At 64.7% G+C, this 17507-nt stretch carries 12 protein-coding genes and 1 other RNA gene; 4 read left to right on the top strand and 9 right to left on the bottom strand.

Annotated features, from left to right (window positions below):
* Positions 1–2: 2 nt before the first annotated feature.
* From QCE48_RS10840 to QCE48_RS10825, 4 genes are all read right to left on the bottom strand, one after another.
* Positions 3–260 carry a formate dehydrogenase subunit delta gene (locus tag QCE48_RS10840; RefSeq protein WP_309787845.1) on the bottom strand — a complete coding sequence of 86 codons (258 nt, stop codon included), beginning with the start codon at positions 258–260 and terminating at the stop codon, positions 3–5.
* 2 nt (positions 261–262) lie between these two features.
* Positions 263–3208 carry a formate dehydrogenase subunit alpha gene (gene fdhF, locus QCE48_RS10835; RefSeq protein WP_309787846.1) on the bottom strand — a complete coding sequence of 982 codons (2946 nt, stop codon included), beginning with the start codon at positions 3206–3208 and terminating at the stop codon, positions 263–265.
* Between the two features lie 109 nt (positions 3209–3317).
* Positions 3318–4874 (bottom strand): NADH-ubiquinone oxidoreductase-F iron-sulfur binding region domain-containing protein, encoded by a 1557-nt coding sequence (locus QCE48_RS10830; RefSeq protein ID WP_309787847.1) that lies wholly within the window; start codon positions 4872–4874, stop codon positions 3318–3320.
* The gene (locus QCE48_RS10825; protein ID WP_309787848.1) at positions 4871–5380 is read right to left on the bottom strand and encodes an NAD(P)H-dependent oxidoreductase subunit E; all 510 of its coding nucleotides are present in this window, start codon (positions 5378–5380) and stop codon (positions 4871–4873) included. Before QCE48_RS10825 ends, QCE48_RS10830 begins: the two co-directional genes overlap by 4 nt.
* Positions 5381–5509: 129 nt before the next feature.
* Here QCE48_RS10825 and QCE48_RS10820 point away from each other — a divergent pair, with 129 nt between their 5' ends.
* The 3 genes from QCE48_RS10820 (at position 5510) to QCE48_RS10810 (ending at position 8532) form a co-directional block, all read left to right on the top strand.
* Positions 5510–6592 (top strand): substrate-binding domain-containing protein, encoded by a 1083-nt coding sequence (locus QCE48_RS10820; protein WP_309787849.1) that lies wholly within the window; start codon positions 5510–5512, stop codon positions 6590–6592.
* 151 nt (positions 6593–6743) lie between these two features.
* Positions 6744–7010: a hypothetical protein gene (locus tag QCE48_RS10815; protein WP_309787850.1), complete on the top strand. Its 267-nt coding sequence runs from the start codon at positions 6744–6746 to the stop codon at positions 7008–7010.
* 448 nt (positions 7011–7458) lie between these two features.
* Positions 7459–8532 (top strand): glycosyltransferase family 4 protein, encoded by a 1074-nt coding sequence (locus QCE48_RS10810; protein WP_116565662.1) that lies wholly within the window; start codon positions 7459–7461, stop codon positions 8530–8532.
* 104 nt (positions 8533–8636) lie between these two features.
* Here QCE48_RS10810 and QCE48_RS10805 read toward each other — a convergent pair whose 3' ends face one another.
* From QCE48_RS10805 to ompA, 5 genes are all read right to left on the bottom strand, one after another.
* Positions 8637–11039 (bottom strand): VCBS repeat-containing protein, encoded by a 2403-nt coding sequence (locus QCE48_RS10805; protein ID WP_309787851.1) that lies wholly within the window; start codon positions 11037–11039, stop codon positions 8637–8639.
* Positions 11040–11248: 209 nt separating this feature from the next.
* Positions 11249–11618: a transfer-messenger RNA gene (gene ssrA / locus QCE48_RS10800) on the bottom strand.
* A 61-nt stretch (positions 11619–11679) separates the two neighbouring features.
* Complete coding sequence (gene gph, locus QCE48_RS10795; protein ID WP_309787852.1) at positions 11680–12438, bottom strand: phosphoglycolate phosphatase; 759 nt, start codon at positions 12436–12438, stop codon at positions 11680–11682.
* A gap of 4 nt (positions 12439–12442) precedes the next feature.
* Positions 12443–13141 (bottom strand): bifunctional 2-polyprenyl-6-hydroxyphenol methylase/3-demethylubiquinol 3-O-methyltransferase UbiG, encoded by a 699-nt coding sequence (gene ubiG / locus QCE48_RS10790; RefSeq protein WP_309787853.1) that lies wholly within the window; start codon positions 13139–13141, stop codon positions 12443–12445.
* Positions 13142–13356: 215 nt separating this feature from the next.
* On the bottom strand, positions 13357–14010 hold the full coding sequence (ompA, locus tag QCE48_RS10785; RefSeq protein ID WP_309787854.1) for an outer membrane protein OmpA: 654 nt from the start codon (positions 14008–14010) through the stop codon (positions 13357–13359).
* A 703-nt stretch (positions 14011–14713) separates the two neighbouring features.
* Here ompA and gyrA point away from each other — a divergent pair.
* Positions 14714–17383: a DNA gyrase subunit A gene (gene gyrA, locus QCE48_RS10780; RefSeq protein WP_309787855.1), complete on the top strand. Its 2670-nt coding sequence runs from the start codon at positions 14714–14716 to the stop codon at positions 17381–17383.
* The last annotated feature ends 124 nt before the right edge of the window (positions 17384–17507 follow it).

Genomic DNA, 17507 nt, shown 5'->3' with positions numbered 1-17507 from the left:
AACTAGCCGACGGCCGCCGGGGCCGCCGCAGCCGGCGTCAAATCCTGCCGATGATCCGTCAGCGCCTCCCGCACGATTGGATGCATGGCCGAGCTCGCCTCGGCATCATCCAGCGAGTTGAGGATCGCGAGCCGCATGCGCGGCTCCCAGAACCGGCGGATGTGATCGGCGATGCTGTCGGCGGCTTCATGCTGGTCCGGCAGCGAATCGAAAAACTCGCCAATGCGGTTCGCCATGTCGATCAGGTTATCCAGATCCATGTCTATTTCCCCGAAGTCGTGACGAGCGCGTCGGAAGTCGCGTCAGTGCGCATTTCGAGCAGGCCGATCTGCTGCGCGTTGAAGCGCGAGTAGTCCTTCTGCCATTGCGACGGCTGCTCGACCGGCATCACCTGCACCGCTGTTACCTTGTATTCCGGACAGTTCGTCGCCCAGTCGGAGGAGTCGGTGGTGATCACGTTCGCGCCCGATTCCGGGAAGTGGAACGTCGTGTAGACGACGCCCGGCTGCATCCGCTCGGTGATCTTCGCGCGCAGCACGGTCTGCCCCGCGCGCGATTCGATGCCGACCCAGTCGCCCGCCTTGATGCCGCGATCCTCGGCGTCGACTGGATGAATCTCCAGCCGGTCCTCGTCGTGCCAGCGCGAGTTTTCCGTGCGCCGCGTCTGCGCGCCGACGTTGTACTGCGACAGAATGCGGCCCGTCGTCAGCAGCAGCGGGAACTTGCGCGTGACCTTTTCCGGCGTCGCGACGAACTTCGTGATGACGAACTTGCCCTTGCCGCGCACGAATTCGTCGATGTGCATCGTCGGCGTCCCTTCGGGCGCGTGCTCGTTGCACGGCCACTGGATGCTGCCGAGTTCGTCGAGCCGGTCGTAGGAGACGCCGTGGAACGTCGGCGTGAGACGCGCGATCTCGTCCATGATCTCCGACGGATGCGTGTAGTTCATCTCGTAGCCGAGCGCGCGGGCGAGCAGGATCGTCACTTCCCAGTCCGCGTAGCCCGGCTGCGGCGGCATCACCTTGCGCACGCGCGAGATGCGGCGCTCCGCGTTGGTGAACGTACCGTCCTTTTCCAGGAAGCTCGTGCCCGGCAGCAGGACGTGCGCGTACTTCGCCGTCTCGTTCAGGAAGATGTCCTGCACGACGATGCACTCCATCGCCGCGAGCGCGCTCGTCACGTGATGCGTGTTCGGGTCGGACTGGACGATGTCCTCGCCCTGGCAATAAAGACCCATGAAGGTGCCGTGCGTCGCGGCATCGAACATGTTCGGAATGCGCAGGCCCGGCTCGGGTTGGAGCTTCGCGCCCCAGGCTTCCTCGAAGAGGGCGCGCGTGGCGGCGTCGCTGATGTGGCGATAGCCCGGCAGTTCGTGCGGGAACGAGCCCATGTCGCACGAGCCCTGCACGTTGTTCTGGCCGCGCAGCGGATTCACGCCGACGCCTTCGCGGCCGATGTTGCCCGTCGCCATCGCGAGGTTCGCGATGCCCATCACCATCGTCGAGCCTTGCGCGTGTTCCGTCACGCCCAAGCCGTAGAAGATCGCGGAGTTGCCCGGCCGCGCATAGATGCGCGCGGCTTCGCGCACGAGTTGCGCGGGCACGCCCGTGATCGCTTCCATCGCTTCGGGCGAGTTGTCTTCCTGCGAGACGAAGTCGCGCCATTGGCCGAACGCGCGCGCTTCGCAGCGCTCGGCGACGAACGCCTCGTCGACGAGCCCTTCGGTGACGATCACATGCGCGAGCGCGTTGATCATCGCGACGTTGGTGCCCGGACGCAGCGCGAGGTGATGCGAGGCCTTGATGTGCGGGCCGTCGACGATATCGGTGCGGCGCGGATCGATCACGATCAGTTGCGCGCCTTCGCGGATGCGCTTTTTCATGCGCGATGCGAACACCGGATGGCCGTCGGTCGGATTCGCGCCGATCACGACGATCACGTCCGACTTCTCAACCGACGCGAAGGTCTGCGTGCCCGCCGACTCACCGAGCGTCGTCTTGAGGCCATAACCCGTCGGCGAGTGGCAGACGCGCGCGCAGGTATCGACGTTGTTGTTGCCGAACGCGGCACGCACGAGTTTCTGCACGAGATACGTTTCCTCGTTCGTGCAGCGCGACGACGTGATCCCGCCGATCGAATCGCGCCCGTACTTGTCCTGGATGCGGCGGAATTCGCTTGCCGCGTACTTGATCGCTTCGTCCCACGACACTTCGCGCCACGGATCGGTGATCTTCGCGCGGATCATCGGCTTCTGGATGCGGTCCTTGTGCGTCGCGTAACCCCACGCGAAGCGGCCCTTCACGCACGCGTGGCCTTCGTTCGCCTGGCCGTTCTTGTTCGGCACCATGCGCACGACCTGGCTGCCCTTCATCTCGGCCTTCAGCGAGCAGCCGACGCCGCAATACGCGCACGTCGTCACGACCGAATGCTCCGGCTGGCCGAGCATGATGACGGTCTTTTCCTGCAAGGTCGCGGTCGGGCAGGCGGCCACGCACGCGCCGCACGACACGCACTCGGATTCCATGAACGGCACGTTCTCGCTCGCGGCGACGCGCGATTCGAAACCGCGCGCGGCGATCGTCAGCGCGAAGGTGCCTTGCGTTTCCTCGCAGGCGCGCACGCAGCGATTGCAGACGATGCACTTCGACGGATCGTAGGTGAAGTACGGGTTCGATTCGTCCTTCTTGTCCTTCAGGTGATTCGCGCCTTCGTAGCCGTAGCGCACTTCGCGCAGGCCGACGACGCCCGCCATGTCCTGCAGTTCGCAGTCGCCGTTGGCGGGGCAGGTGAGGCAGTCGAGCGGGTGATCGGAGATATAAAGCTCCATCACGTTCTTGCGCAGCGATTGCAGTTTGTCGCTTTGCGTGCGCACTTTCATGCCCGCTTCGACGGGCGTCGTGCACGAGGCCGGATAGCCGCGCTTGCCCTCGATCTCGACGAGACACAGGCGGCATGAGCCGAACGGTTCGAGCGAATCGGTCGCGCAGAGCTTCGGCACGTTGACGCCCGCTTCGATCGCCGCGCGCATCACGGACGTGCCCGCGGGCACCGTCACCGCCTCGCCGTCGATTTCGAGCGTGACATCGACATCGGCGTGGCGCAACGGCGTGCCGTAGTCGGTGAAGTCGAAGGGATCGCGCCGCTGCACCGATGCCGCGCTCTTGCACGCGCAATTTCCGGAGCCGCAGCCGTTGTTCGTGTTGGACATGTCTTGTCTCCTGTCGACCAGAGTTGGCGCTGTCGACCAGAGTTGGCGCTTTAGCGCCTTACTCTGGTCCCATGCGCCTTACTCGGGTCCCATGCAATGTATAACTGCGTTAAGCCGCTTTCTGCGACGGCGCTTTGGCAAGGCCGAAGTCTTCAGGGAAATGTTCGAGTGCCGAAAGCACCGGGAAGGGCGTCATGCCGCCCATCGCGCAGAGCGATCCGGACACCATCGTGTCGCACAGATCGCGCAGCAGCGTGACCTGCTTCGGCGACGTATCGCCCGAGCGGATCTTCGCGATCACCTCGACGCCGCGCGTCGAGCCGATCCGGCACGGCGTGCACTTGCCGCACGATTCGAGCGCGCAGAAATGCATCGCGTACTGGGCGAGGTCGGCGAGGTTCGACGTGTCGTCGTGGACCACGAGTCCGCCGTGACCCACCACCGCGCCGACCTTCGCGTATTCCTCGTAATCGAGCGGGATGTCCCACTGGCTTTCCGGCAAATACGTGCCGAGCGGGCCGCCCACCTGGACCGCGCGCGCCGGCCGGCCGCTCGCCGTGCCGCCGCCGTAGTCGTAGACCAGTTCGCGCAAGCTCACGCCGAACGCGAGTTCGACGAGCCCGCCTTGCTTCACGTTGCCCGCGAGCTGGAACGGCAGCGTGCCGCGCGAGCGTCCCATGCCGAAGTCGCGATAGAACGAGGCGCCCTTCGCGAAGATGATCGGCACCGTCGCGAGCGTGATGACGTTGTTGATGACGGTCGGCTTGCCGTACAGGCCGACGAGCGCCGGCACCGGCGGCTTCGCGCGCACGATGCCGCGTTTGCCTTCGAGCGATTCGAGGAGCGCGGTCTCTTCGCCGCACACGTAGGCGCCCGCGCCCTTCGCGACGAACAGGTCGAACGCGTGCGAGCTGCCGAGCACGCTCTCGCCGAGCCAGCCGGCTTCGCGTGCGCGGTCGATCGCGCGGTTGAGCGTCGTGATCGAATGCGGATATTCGCTGCGCACGTAGATGTAGCCCTGGGTCGCGCCCGTCACGATGCCCGCGATGATCATGCCTTCGATCAGCACATAAGGATCGCTTTCCATGACGAGCCGGTCGGAGAACGTGCCGGAATCGCCTTCGTCCGCGTTGCAGACGATGTACTTCTGGTCCGCCAGCGCGCCGCGCACCGTGCGCCACTTGATGCCGGCCGGGAATGCCGCGCCGCCGCGCCCGCGCAGGCCCGATTCGATCAGCGACTCGCAGGCGGCATCGCCGTTCATGGCGAGCGCGTGGCGCAAGCCTTCAAGTCCGCCGTTCGCGGTGTAGTCCTCGACGGAGAGCGGGTCGGTGATGCCGATGCGCGCAAACGTCAGGCGCTGCTGGTTCTTGAGATACGGAATGTCGTCGACCACGCCGACGTTTCTTTCGTGCGCGCCGCCTTCGATGAACCCGGCGTCGAAGAGCGCGCCGACTTCCTCGGCTTCGACATTCGCATAGCCGATGCGGCCTTCCGCCGTCTCCACTTCGACGAGCGGTTCCAGCCACAGGAGACCGCGCGAACCGTTGCGCACGATCTGGACGTCGACGCCGCGCTTGGCGGCTTCATCGGCGATGGCGAGCGCGACTGCGTCGGCGCCGAGTGCGAGCGCCGACGAATCGCAGGGAACGTAGATGCGTGTCATGCCGTTTCCTCCGTGCCGGCGTTCGCGCGCGTTTGCGCGGCGGCGTAAAGCCGATCGAATTTCTGCGGCGTGACCTTCGCGTGCAGCTCGCCGTTGATCATCATCGACGGCGACAGCGCGCACTGACCGAGGCAGAACACCGATTCGAGTTCGGTATCCGCGTGATGGCCGCTGTCGAACTTGCAGCCCGTGTGGCCCTCGACGTGCTGCGCGAGCGCCTCGGTGCCCATGCTGCGGCACGCTTCCGCGCGGCACAGCTGCACGGTGACGCGCGCGGGCGGCTCAGAGCGGAAGTGGTGGTAGTAGGTGATGACGCCGTGGACCTCGGCGCGCGACAACGACAGCGCCTGCGCGAGCGGCGGGACGACCGCGGGCGGCACGAAGCCGACATCGTCCTGGATCGCGTGCAGGATCGCCATCAGGGTGGCGCCCTGAGTGGCGTGACGGCGCACCAGTTCGTCGGGCGCACTGACGGATACGGCAAGGGCTTGCTGCGGGTGTGTCATTGGGGGCTCCTCCAAGCTCGGCATATGTTTATCGTGTGCATATTCAGGACTTATAATTCCTTGCACCGAGCCGATGTAGTGAACAATAGGCGCCGTGATATATCTTGGCAATAGGAAGGAGGAGTTCATATGATCGACGTCCAATGCCGCGCCGAACTCGTGCTGCGCGACGCCGACGGCCGGGAAACCAGTCTCAGCGCGGTTGTGCCGCTCTTGCAGCTGGTCTCGCAGACCGGAAGCATCGCGAACGCCGCGGCCGCTAAGGGTTTGTCCTATCGGCACGCGTGGGGTTTGTTGCGCGAAATCGAGGCCCGGCTGGGCGGCGCGCTGATCACCAAATCGCGCGGACGCGGCTCCGTGCTTTCCGAACTCGGCGAATCGGTGCTGCGCGCGCAGCGCATCTCCGGCGAAAGGCTCGACGCGCCGTTGCAATCGGTCGCGAACGAAGTGGCGGGCGAACTGAACCGCCGGCTGTCGCGCGACGCGTCGCCGGTGCGCATCCACGCATCGCACGGTTACGCGGTCGCCACGCTCGTGCGCGCGCTCGGCGAAAAGCGCGTTCCCGTCGACATCAAGTATCGCGAAAGCGCGGAGGCGGTGAGTGCGCTTGCGCGCGGCGAGTGCGAGCTGGCTGGTTTTCACTTGCCGATCGGCGAATTTCGCTCGACCTGCGCGCAGGTGTACCGGCAATATCTCGATGCCGGCAAGCATCAACTCATTCACCTCACGCGGCGCACGCAGGGACTCTTCCTGCCGAAGGGCAACCCGAAGCGCATCGAGGGTTTACACGACCTCGCGCGCGGCGACGTGCGCTTCGTGAACCGGCAGCCGGGTTCCGGCACGCGGATGCTGCTCGATCTGTCGCTACGCAGCATCGGCGTCGATCCGGACGAGATCAACGGCTATGCGACCACGGAACTGACGCACTCCGCGATTGCCGCGTTCGTCGCGAGCGGCATGGCGGACCTCGGCTTCGGCGTGCAGCCCGCCGCGCAGCATTTCGCGCTCGACTTCATTCCGGTCATCGACGAAGACTATTTCTTCGCCTTCGAGCGCAAGCGTCTGGATGAAGGACGGCTCGCGAACGTGATCGGCATTTTGCGCAGCGACGCGTTCAATGACAGCGTCGCGCATCTCGAAGGCTACGATCCGGTGCGCTGCGGCGTGGTGGTCGGCGTGGAGCAGGGGCTGAGCGGCGTCGACGCGGCTTGAGCGACGGCATCGAAACCGTCGTCAGCGCCCGATTCGAAACGAACGGTAAAATTCGCCCCGCAGCAAAGACTGCCGCCCATCCCGAATTACGTTAACCTATCGGTTTGCCGTCCACGTTCCGCGCGTTGCCCGCGCTGCGCCCCAATCCGCCATGAAACTGCCTCTCGTCGCTTCTGCTTGTGCCGCGCTCGTCGCTGGCGCGGTCTATCTCGTTCCTGTCGCCTTTGCCCAAAACTCGCCGGGCATTCCGGGCGGCATCCTTCAGGACCAGTTCCGTCTGAACGAACATCCGCAAATGCAGTTCGCCGCGTCCGCGCCGAGCGACAAATATCAGCAGGGCAAGTCGGCCTCGCGTCGCCGTGCGGATAACGGCGATCCGAACGGCTGCAACCTGAAGTGCCCGAAAGAGGCTGAATAACGTCCCCAAGCATCGGCGAGCCCGCCTGAGCATGGGTTCGCCGGCCGCCGCTTTTCCCTTCGCCGTTTTGTGCTGCGCCGCGCACGTATTCAGCCCGCGCACTTCCACTACACTGAAAAATCCACCCGCTTCGTTGCCGCGACGCGCGCCGTCTCACGGCACGTGTTGGCTATCGCGCGCTGAAGTTCAACAAACGCTGCACAGCGACCGAAAAACACTACGAGATGGCGGGCGTTTGGTATGACGTCAGGAGTAACTTAGCAGGGCGTTGCCGAATGTCGTTTGGCGACGGGCCACTTCCATCCAGACAAACAATAAAGGAAGCGCGCTGGTTGATCCGCAGTCGCCCAGATTCAAATGCGGCGACATGCGGCGACGGGGGCCGTGGCTACCCGTTTGCCCGCCGGGCCGCCAGACGACGCTTCGGATATGCCGAGGGACTGCATAAATGCGAATTCTCCAGGTCATACTGGCGCCGCGCCTGTCGGGGGCCGAGGTGCTCGCGAAGGGCGTCGCGATCGGGCATCAGCGCGACGGCCACGACGTGTGCATCGCGTCGCTCATGCCGCAGCACAGCGACTTCGAGCACATCAGCGCCGAGCTGCGCTCGCATGACGTGACGTGTCTGTTCCCGACGCGCGCCCACGGCAAGGTGGGCCGGCTGCTGTTCCTGTATCAGGCAATCCGCGCGTTCAAGCCGGACATCATCTTCGCGCACGCGACCATTCCCGCGCTCTACGTGCGCGCGCTGCCGACGCGCGTGCCGATCGTCTGGGTCATGCATTCGGGCGCCAACGATTTTTCGAACAACGCGCTGCTGCGCGCGGAACGCCTGCTGTCGGGGCGTGCGAAGGCGGTGATCGGCGTGTCGCAGAAAAATATCGACGACTACGTGAAGGAAGTCGGCCTGCATCCGTCGATGATCGTGGTTCCCAACGGCGTCGACGTCTCGCGCTTCACCGACGACGTGTCCGCCACGCCCGTCGCCTGCAAGCAGATCGTGCAGATCGGGCGCTATATCCCGGAGAAGAACCAGTTGCAGACCGTGGAGGCCTTCGCGCGGGTCGCGAGGGCCGATCCGGACGCGCGCCTCCTGCTGTGCGGCGTGATCGAGAACCTTGCTTATCACGCGTCCGTGGTCGATCTCGTCGCGAAGCTCGGGCTCAAGGATCGCGTGGTGATCGACGGTCCGCAGTCGAACGTCGCGCAGATTCTGCGGGCGTCGGCGGCGTTCGCGATGCCGTCGAGCTTCGAGGCGCACAGCATCGGCTTTCTCGAGGCGCTGGCGTCGGGCATTCCGGTGGTCGCCAACGCGATTCCGTCGTTTGCGTTCGCGGGCAATTTCTCGGGCGTGCGTCTGCTCGACACGAGCGATGCCGACGCCTACGGCCGCGCCCTGCTCGAATCGCTGACGCAGCCGCGCGCGACGCGGCCGCTCAACGGGCTCACGCTACAGAGCACCGCCGACCGTTATCTCGCCATCGCGCGCGATGTGCTGAATCTGCGGGTGGGATTGAGCTGAGCGATTGCGTCGATGAGAAAGCGCCGCCGATGAGAATCGGCGGCGTTTTTTTTTTCGGCTGAACGATCGAGGGCCGGCCGCGTGTCGCGCTGCCGGCGCGTCTCTTACTGGCTGAGCGAGCGCAGCCAGAGCGATTCGGAGAAAAGCCCCGGCAGGTTGCCCCAGACCTGCAGTGGACCGAGCCGCGTGCCGCCGTCGAAGTCGTAGCCCGAGATGCTCGGCGCGCCGCCCGTGAAGTAGTACTCGCCGAGCGTCGCGTTGGCGCGCCGGAAGAGCATCAGCGTCGCGCGGTCGTTGCGGCGGACGATGGCGGGCATCGTGTCGGCGTAGGACGTGTCGGCGAGCGTCGCGATGCGCACCGGCGCGCCGAACGTTTTGCCGCCCTTCATCGTCCACACGTCGACGCTCGCGCTGTCGCCGCGCGGCTGCAAGAGGACGAGGTCGTCGATGCCGTCGCCGTCGACGTCGCCTGCCGCGGTCTTGACCCACGCGCTCGGAAATTGGGGATACGGCGTGCCGCGCTCGCCGCTCGCGAACGCGCTGCCCGTGCTCGCGAGCGGCATCACCGCGAGCGCCGACTTCACGTTTTCGATGACCACGACCCCGCCGTGCGCGGCGCCCGCGACGCGCGCCGGCAAGAAGCGCGCGGCGGCGTCGAGTTGCGGGGCTTCGAGCCAGCGGGCGGGGGCGCCGCTCGCCGTGTTGCCCGACGCGCTGCCCGTCAGCACCCACAGGTCGACGCCGGCGTCGCTGCGCTTTTGCGCGATCATCACGTCGGCGCGGCCGTCGCCGTTGAAGTCGCTCGCGACGTATTGCTGCGCCGTCGCCGGCGTGAACGCCGAGTCGGTCTGATACCAGAGGCGGGGCGGCTCGAAGCGGCTGCCGCTGCTGCGCAGGAGCCAGAACGCCGTGCCGCTGTTGCGCGGCTCGACGACCATCAGATCGGCGCGGCCGTCGCCGTCGAAATCCGCGACCAGAAAGCGTGCGCCGTCGAAGCAGAGCGTGTCGGCGGTGCAGGTAGGGGCGGTGGCTTCCGGATCGAACGGCACGGCGTTCAGATACCACGGCATCGCGCCCTCGAAGCGCGACATCTCCGCGACCCACACGTTGAAGCCCGGGCCGTCCTTGCGCCGCTGGACGTAGACCGTGCTGTCGCGTCCCGCGCCGCGCACGTCGCCGTAGAGCGCGCCTTCCTCGCGCGTGTCGGTCCATTGCGAGCGCGGCGACACCGCCCAGCGATACTCGGCGGTCAGAAGCGAGCAGCGTCCGATCGACACGGTGCCGTTCACCGCGCCGAGACAGCGCCCCGATGGCGTGTAGACGAGTCCGAAGTCCCACGGTGTCCAGCGCTGCGCGGCGGCGCTCGCGCTGCAGGCTTCCTCGACGAGGCGGCCGTCGCGCTCGGCGACGCACAGGCGCGTCCCCTCGTTGACGAGCTGCGCGTCGTTCTTGTCGCCGGGCGTGACGGGTAGCGGCTGCCAGTGCCAGTCCTGCGTGGCGGATTCGGAGCATGCCGCGAGGCGCGGACTCTTGCCCGCACCGCCGCCGGAACTCAGACACTGGCTCGAATATTCGTTGACGAGCTGGGTCGGACGCGGCCGGAAATCGGCGCCGGGGTCGCTCGTGCGGGCGGCGCTCCAGTAGCGGCGCGCAACCCAGTTGCCGTCCCACTGGAATTCGCCGAAGACGTGGCCGGCGTCGTTGCCGTCCACGGCGAAATAGCTACCGACGACATCGCGCTTGCGCAGCGTCTCCGTGGTGCTCAGGTTCTTCGGCAGGCCGCCCGTGGGGTAGGTGACGTGATAGCCGATCGGCAGGCTCTTGCCGAGGCTCTGCGCGACCGTGCGCGTGATGCGCGCCGCGTAGATGTGGTCGGGATGCTCGATGAACGGCACGGTGTCCGGGTTGAGCGTGTAGACCTCGGTCGCCTGCGAAAGGATCGCGCGCAACGTCGCGATGAGGGCAGGGCGGTCGTAGGTGGTGAAGCCGGTGCCGTCGCGCTGCATCGGGTAGGTGCTGAGCGTCGCGCCGCGGTCCCACAGCAGGCCGAGCGGCACCTTTCCGCCGCGCACCGCGCCACCCGGCAGACGCAGTTCCAGCAGCTTCACGCGCGGCTGTGCCTTCAGCACGAGTTCGTGGACCGGTTTGCCGGCGAACATCACGGTCGACTCGCTCCATTCGTTCGCGACGCCTGCCATGCGCGCGTAGGCGAGCTTGGTGCCCGTTTCGCGCAGCAGCACGTAGTCGAATTTCGCGCCGTTGGCGCCGCCGATCAGATGCACGACGGTGACGCACCAGCCGGCGTCGATCTTGTCGCTGATGCCGGGATTGACGAAGAGCAGGTCGTCGTCGAGGTGCGCGACGACGGTCACGAGCGTGCCGGCGTGACAGTTGGCGGTCGATGCGCCGGTCGTCTCTGCCGCGTGCGCGTGCGCCGGAAAGAACGCCGCGCAGAGCGCGCAGACGAGCGCGCGCCACGTGATCGACATCGACTTGCCCCTGCCCATGTTTCCTCCTTAAACGCCCGTTTAGCAGAATAAATCGGAAGATTGCCGGGGGCTAGCGCGGGAGTCGGTGGTCAAGCGAACATGGGCAGGGTTTCGGTGCGTGTTAGGAGAGCGTTGCCGTCGGGCTTCGCGCGGAAGGTCGCGACGATGGGCGGACAAAGAAAAAATCCCGTAAGGCTTTGACCTTACGGGATTTCTTTGACAGCAATTGGTGGAGGCGGCGGGAATCGAACCCGCGTCCAGTAGCGCTCTACGACCAGTTCTACATACTTAGTTCTGTCTTTTGATTTAACCGCACCGACGCGAACGAACACGCTTCGGTACAGCGATTCACTAGATTTTCGACCCTGGCGTCGTGACGCCACCAGGACTTAACTGACGTATATGACCTCTGTCGGTATTGCTACCGGTCTTGCGACACTAGCCCGTCAGTAAACTAGGCAGAGGACGGCGGCCCTTAGGCTGCCAGTGCGAACGTATCGTCGTTTGCAGTTACGTTTTTCCCATTGATTAACGAGGTGACGGGTCCTCGGTATGCCCTGGCCGCTTCGCAACCCCTGTCGAAACCAGGTCGCCCCCAAGCGGATTTCATTATCCCACAGAAGCCTAGTTGAGGCGAACCGCCCGTTTTGCAAGGCCGTCAGCCGATGTCGCGCAAAAGATGCTGCAGTTCGACCGGCGAGTCCACCACGTGATTCGCGTGCCAGCGGCGCGGCGGAATGTCGTCGCCGCAATAGCCGTAGGCCGCCGCGACCGTGATCATGCCGGCCGCAAAACCGGCTTGCACGTCGCGCAGGTCGTCGCCGACATAGACGATGCGCTCCGGCGCGACGTCGAGCAATTCTGCCGCGTGCAGCAGCGGGGCAGGGTGCGGCTTCGAATGCGGCGTGGTATCGCCGCAGACGAGGCACGCCGCGCGCGTGTCGAGCCCGAGTAGCGCGATGAGCGGCTCGGAGAGGCGCGTCACCTTGTTCGTCACGATGCCCCAGCGCACGCCGCGCGCGTCGAGCTGATCGAGCAGGACGTCGATGCCGGGAAAGAGCGTCGTCTCGATGCACAGATCCGCTTCGTAGTTCGCGAGAAATTCCTCGCGCATCGCCGGGAAGTCGTGATGCTCCGGTCCGATTTCGAATGCGCCGGCAAGCAGCCCGCGCGCGCCCGCCGATGCGAACGGCCGCAGTGTCTCCAGCGGCCGCATCTCGAGACCGCGATCGTGGCGCATCTTGTTGACCGCCGCGACGAGGTCGGGCGCGGTGTCGGCGATGGTGCCGTCGAGGTCGAAGAGCACCGCCTGGCACAAGCCCAGCCGGTCACCGTCCAGCACGTGCTGCGGGAGGGGCGTGGGGTCGTCGGGTAGGACGGTCGGCTTTTGTTCGCCCATCAGGTCGTCTTGGTTCATGGCGTCAGGCTTCGCGGCGGCAAGCCATCAGGTAGTTGATGCTGGTGTCGCTCGACAGGCCGAAGTGCTTGCTGAGCGGCCGGTACGTGATGCCCTTGATGTCGACGGGCAACAGTTCGGCCGCGCGCGCGAAGCCCGCGAGCTCCGACGGCTTGATGAAGCGCGCGTAGTCGTGCGTGCCCTTGGGCAGCATCCGCGCGATGTATTCGGCGCCGATCACCGCGAACAGGTACGCCTTCGGATTGCGGTTGAGCGTGGAAAAGAAGACCCAGCCGCCCGGCTTCACGAGCGATGCGCATGCGGCCACGGTACCCGCCGGATTCGGCACGTGTTCGAGCATCTCCATGCAGGTGACGACGTCGTACGTGCCGGGCTCGCGGGCGGCGAGCGCCTCGGCCGAGATCTCCTCGTAGGCGACTTCCACGCCGCTCTCCAGGCTATGCAGATCGGCCACGCCGAGCGCGCTCGACGACAGGTCGATGCCCTTGACCGTCGCACCGCGCGAGGCCATCGATTCGGACAGGATGCCGCCGCCGCAGCCGATGTCGAGTACGCGTTTGCCCATCAGATGCGCGTGCGCGTCGATCCATCCGAGCCGCACCGGATTCAGCTCGTGCAATGGTTTGAACTCGGCATTCGGGTCCCACCAGCGGTGCGCGAGCTCGCTGAATTTCTGAAGTTCGTGGGGATCGACGTTCGTCATGGTGAAAGCAGCCCTTCCTGATGTCGTGAATCGGTTAGCCCCGAGTATATAGGCGGCGCAAGGGGTGGGCAAAAGCGCCCAGGCGTCGCGGGCGCGCGTCGGCGGCAGCGGGAACGCGTGCGGCACGCGCGCGCCGGACCTGCTTGCGTGAAGTGTGCGCGCAAAAAAAACCCCCGCCGAGGCGGGGGTTCGATCCTGCGGCAACCTTGCTGCTATTACTGCGGTGCGCGCGAGGTACCGACAACTTCGACTTCCACGCGACGATCCGGTGCGAGGCAGGCGATAAGTTGCTTGCGGTTCTTCTGGTTGCAACCGGTCGTGACCGGGTTGCGCTTGCCCTTGCCTTCCGTATAGATACGGTTCGCTTCGATGCCCTTGCTGACCAGGTATGCCTTGACAGCTTGTGCACGACGCAGCGACAGGCGGTCGTTGTACTTGTCCGAACCGATGCGGTCGGTGTAGCCGGTTGCGACCACCACTTCCAGGTTCAGGCCGCCGATCTTCGATGCGAGATCGTCCAGCTTTTCTTTGCCAGCCGGCTTCAGGACTGCCTTGTCGAAGTCGAACAGCGCGTCAGCCTGGTAGGTAACCTTTTGGCTCACGATAGCGGGCGCCGGAGCGACCGGTGCGGGCGGCGTCGGTGCTTGGGCGACCAGCGCGCCATCGCACTTTGCGTTTGCCGTGGCCGGCGTCCAGAACGCATCACGCCAGCAAAGCTCGTTCGTGCCGTTCATCCACACGTATTCGCCCGTGCCGTTCACCCAGTTGTCGTTCACTGCTTGTCGCGATGCCGGCACCGACTGCGCCGAAGCCGATGCAGCCATAACTGCGGTAGCTGCAATGAACGCGAGCTTTGAAAGTTTATTCATATTTCTCCTCTCGAAATTGAGATTACCGCAGGTTTACTGCGAGCTTGTTGACGAAGACAAGTCATACATTGCTCGAAGTATAACATTACCGCGGAACAAAACGCGCCGTGTAGACTTCGAGCAGTGTCTAACTTTGTGCGTTGGCATTTTGCCATATCGTTCCCTTGCTTCGATAAAAAATATCCCCCCTCCTATAGACCCGCAACCTTATGTGGTGCTAGAGCAACAAGAAAGGGACAGCAAGCGAATGAAACTTTGCTCGGGCGCGTCGCTTGCGCATTTTGCGTGCCACAACACGCCCGTTTTTTAGCTTTTTTTGCCAATTCCCTGCCAAAGGGTCCTAACAGGCGAGGCGGCATCATAGCCCTTTCACATGACGATTTCACGCGCCGCCCCGCAGCAATTTGTAAGCGTGCGTGACCGTGTTCCTCCGCCGCCGATTCCGGTGTATACGAAGCCGCCCCGGCGACTATTCCATTCGTAACGGCTGCGAACTGTATGTATACGCAACCCGTCCGGGCGCGGATGTCGCGCATGTTAGAATCGCGTGATTCGCTGCGTTCGCAGCGTCGTTGCGAAAGCGCAGTCAAGCGGTAGCCGACCGGTGGCCGAAGGGCCCTGATGCGGGAGTCCTGATGGGGCCCATTAGCGCCCGAACCGGGCTCGCCGCCGCGCTGCCGTCGCACAGTTCAAGACACGGATAATGGATCAATTCGCCAAAGAGACTCTGCCAATCTCCCTAGAGGAGGAAATGCGCCGCTCATATCTCGATTACGCGATGAGCGTGATCGTCGGGCGGGCGCTTCCCGATGTCCGCGATGGCCTGAAGCCGGTTCACCGTCGCGCGCTGTATTCGATGCACGAGCTGAACAACGACTGGAATCGCGCTTACAAGAAGTCGGCGCGTATCGTCGGCGACGTGATCGGTAAATATCACCCGCACGGCGACGCCTCCGTCTACGAGACGATCGTCCGGATGGCGCAACCGTTCTCGCTGCGCTACATGCTGGTCGACGGGCAGGGCAACTTCGGTTCGGTCGACGGCGACAACGCCGCCGCCATGCGCTACACCGAAATCCGCATGGCGAAGATCGGCCACGAACTGCTCGCCGACATCGACAAGGAAACCGTCGACTTCGGCCCGAACTACGACGGCAGCGAGAGCGAGCCGCTGGTCCTGCCCGCGCGCATCCCGAATCTGCTGATCAACGGCTCGGCCGGCATCGCGGTCGGCATGGCGACCAACATTCCGCCGCACAACCTGCGCGAAATCGTCGACGCCTGTCTGCATCTGCTGAACAATCCCGAATCCACCGTCGACGAACTGATCGAGATCGTGCCGGCGCCGGACTTCCCGACAGCCGGCATCATCTACGGCGTCGCGGGCGTGCGCGACGGCTATCGCACGGGGCGCGGCCGCGTCGTGATGCGCGCGACCACGCACTTCGAGGAAATCGATCGCGGTCAGCGCATGGCGATCATCGTCGACGAAATTCCGTATCAGGTGAACAAGCGCACGCTGCTCGAGCGCATCGCCGAACTCGTCAACGAGAAGAAGATCGAGGGCATCTCCGACATCCGCGACGAATCCGACAAGAGCGGCATGCGCGTCGTGATCGAGCTGAAGCGCGGCGAAGTGCCCGAAGTCATTCTGAACAACCTGTACAAGCAGACGCAGTTGCAGGACACCTTCGGCATGAACATGGTCGCGCTCGTCGACGGCCAGCCGAAGCTCCTGAACCTGAAGGAAATGCTGGAGTGCTTCCTGTCGCACCGCCGGGAAGTGCTGACGCGGCGCACGGTCTACGAACTGCGCAAGGCGCGCGATCGGGGCCACATCCTCGAAGGTCTGGCGGTCGCGCTCGCGAACATCGACGAATTCATCGCGCTCATCAAGGCCGCGCCCACGCCGCCGATCGCGAAGCAGGAACTGATGAACCGCTCGTGGGATTCGTCGCTCGTGCGCGAAATGCTGACGCGCACCGAGACGGAAGCCGCGGGCGGGCGCATCGCGTACCGGCCGGAAGGGCTGAATCCGGCTTACGGCTTGCAGGAAGACGGTCTCTATCGATTGTCCGACGTCCAGGCGCAGGAAATTCTGCAAATGCGCCTGCAACGCCTGACGGGACTCGAACAGGACAAGATCGTTGGCGAATATCGCGACGTGATGGCGCAGATCGCCGACCTGCTCGACATCCTCGCGCGCCCGGAGCGGATTCGTCAGATCATCGTCGACGAACTCGGCCAGATTCGCAGCGAATTCGGCGACGATCGCCGTTCGCGCATCGAACTGAATGCCACCGAACTGAACACCGAAGACCTGATCACGCCGCAGGAAATGGTCGTGACGATGTCGCATACGGGTTACGTGAAGTCGCAGCCGCTGTCCGAATATCGCGCGCAAAAGCGCGGCGGCCGCGGCAAGCAGGCCACGCAGATGAAGGAAGACGACTGGATCGACACGCTCTTCATCGCGAACACGCACGATCACATGCTGTGCTTCTCGAACCGCGGCCGCGTGTACTGGGTCAAGGTGTATGAAGTGCCGCAGGGCTCGCGCAACTCGCGCGGCCGGCCGATCGTCAACATGTTCCCGCTGCAGGACGGCGAGAAGATCAACGTCGTGCTGCCAATCAAGGAATTCTCGGCGGACAAATACGTGTTCATGGCGACCGCGCTCGGCACCGTCAAGAAGACGCCGCTCGAAGCGTTCAGCCGGCCGCTGCGCAAGGGCATTATCGCGGTGGGTCTGGATGAAGGCGATTACCTGATCGGCGCGGCCATCACCGACGGCCAGCACGACGTCATGCTCTTCTCCGACGCCGGCAAGGCCGTGCGTTTCGACGAGAACGACGTCCGCGCGATGGGCCGCGAAGCGCGCGGCGTGCGCGGCATGCAGCTCGAAGACGGGCAGCAGGTCATCGCGATGCTCGTCGCGGGCGGCGAGAACCAGTCGGTGCTCACGGCTACGGAAAACGGCTTCGGCAAGCGCACGCCGATCAACGAATACACGCGTCACGGCCGAGGCACGAAGGGCATGATCGCGATCCAGACGTCGGAACGCAACGGCCGGGTGGTCGCCGCGACGCTCGTCGAGCCGGAAAGCGAGATCATGCTGATCACCAATTCTGGTGTCCTGATCCGCACCCGTGTTTCCGAGATACGCGAGATGGGGCGTGCAACCCAAGGTGTTACACTCATCAGTCTTGATGAAGGGACGAAGCTCTCGGGACTGCAGCACATCGCCGAGGCGGAAGCCGAGGCCGAGCTCGATGCCGACATCGACAACGCTGCCGACTCGAACGGCGCAAATGGCGCAAATGGCGTCAATGGCGAAGGCGACGTCAATGGCGATGAAGGCGGCGAAGCCTGATTCTCGTTTGTCTCGCGTGACTCGCGTTCTGCTTTCAAAAGCCTGAATGGATCAAGTCGTGCGACTCGCGTCATGCCGCCGGGCTCCGCTCGTTCGAAGACGAGCCGGGCCACGGCCGGCAAAG

Source organism: Caballeronia sp. LZ024 (genome assembly GCF_031451455.1).
Lineage (GTDB): Bacteria > Pseudomonadota > Gammaproteobacteria > Burkholderiales > Burkholderiaceae > Caballeronia > Caballeronia telluris.
The sequence above is the reverse complement of the archived record's forward strand: the minus strand, read 5'-3'. Positions and strand labels throughout refer to the sequence as shown.

Excerpts from the sequence above, each read along its gene's own strand:
- QCE48_RS10840 (WP_309787845.1), bottom strand. The coding sequence starts at position 260 with ATGGATCTGGATAACCTGATCGACATGGCGAACCGCATTGGCGAGTTT.
- ompA (WP_309787854.1), bottom strand. The coding sequence starts at position 14,010 with ATGAATAAACTTTCAAAGCTCGCGTTCATTGCAGCTACCGCAGTTATG.
- gyrA (WP_309787855.1), top strand. The coding sequence starts at position 14,714 with ATGGATCAATTCGCCAAAGAGACTCTGCCAATCTCCCTAGAGGAGGAA.
- fdhF (WP_309787846.1), bottom strand. The coding sequence starts at position 3,208 with ATGTCCAACACGAACAACGGCTGCGGCTCCGGAAATTGCGCGTGCAAG.
- gph (WP_309787852.1), bottom strand. The coding sequence starts at position 12,438 with ATGAACCAAGACGACCTGATGGGCGAACAAAAGCCGACCGTCCTACCC.
- QCE48_RS10830 (WP_309787847.1), bottom strand. The coding sequence starts at position 4,874 with ATGACACGCATCTACGTTCCCTGCGATTCGTCGGCGCTCGCACTCGGC.
- QCE48_RS10825 (WP_309787848.1), bottom strand. The coding sequence starts at position 5,380 with ATGACACACCCGCAGCAAGCCCTTGCCGTATCCGTCAGTGCGCCCGAC.
- QCE48_RS10815 (WP_309787850.1), top strand. The coding sequence starts at position 6,744 with ATGAAACTGCCTCTCGTCGCTTCTGCTTGTGCCGCGCTCGTCGCTGGC.
- QCE48_RS10820 (WP_309787849.1), top strand. The coding sequence starts at position 5,510 with ATGATCGACGTCCAATGCCGCGCCGAACTCGTGCTGCGCGACGCCGAC.
- QCE48_RS10805 (WP_309787851.1), bottom strand. The coding sequence starts at position 11,039 with ATGGGCAGGGGCAAGTCGATGTCGATCACGTGGCGCGCGCTCGTCTGC.
- ubiG (WP_309787853.1), bottom strand. The coding sequence starts at position 13,141 with ATGACGAACGTCGATCCCCACGAACTTCAGAAATTCAGCGAGCTCGCG.
- QCE48_RS10810 (WP_116565662.1), top strand. The coding sequence starts at position 7,459 with ATGCGAATTCTCCAGGTCATACTGGCGCCGCGCCTGTCGGGGGCCGAG.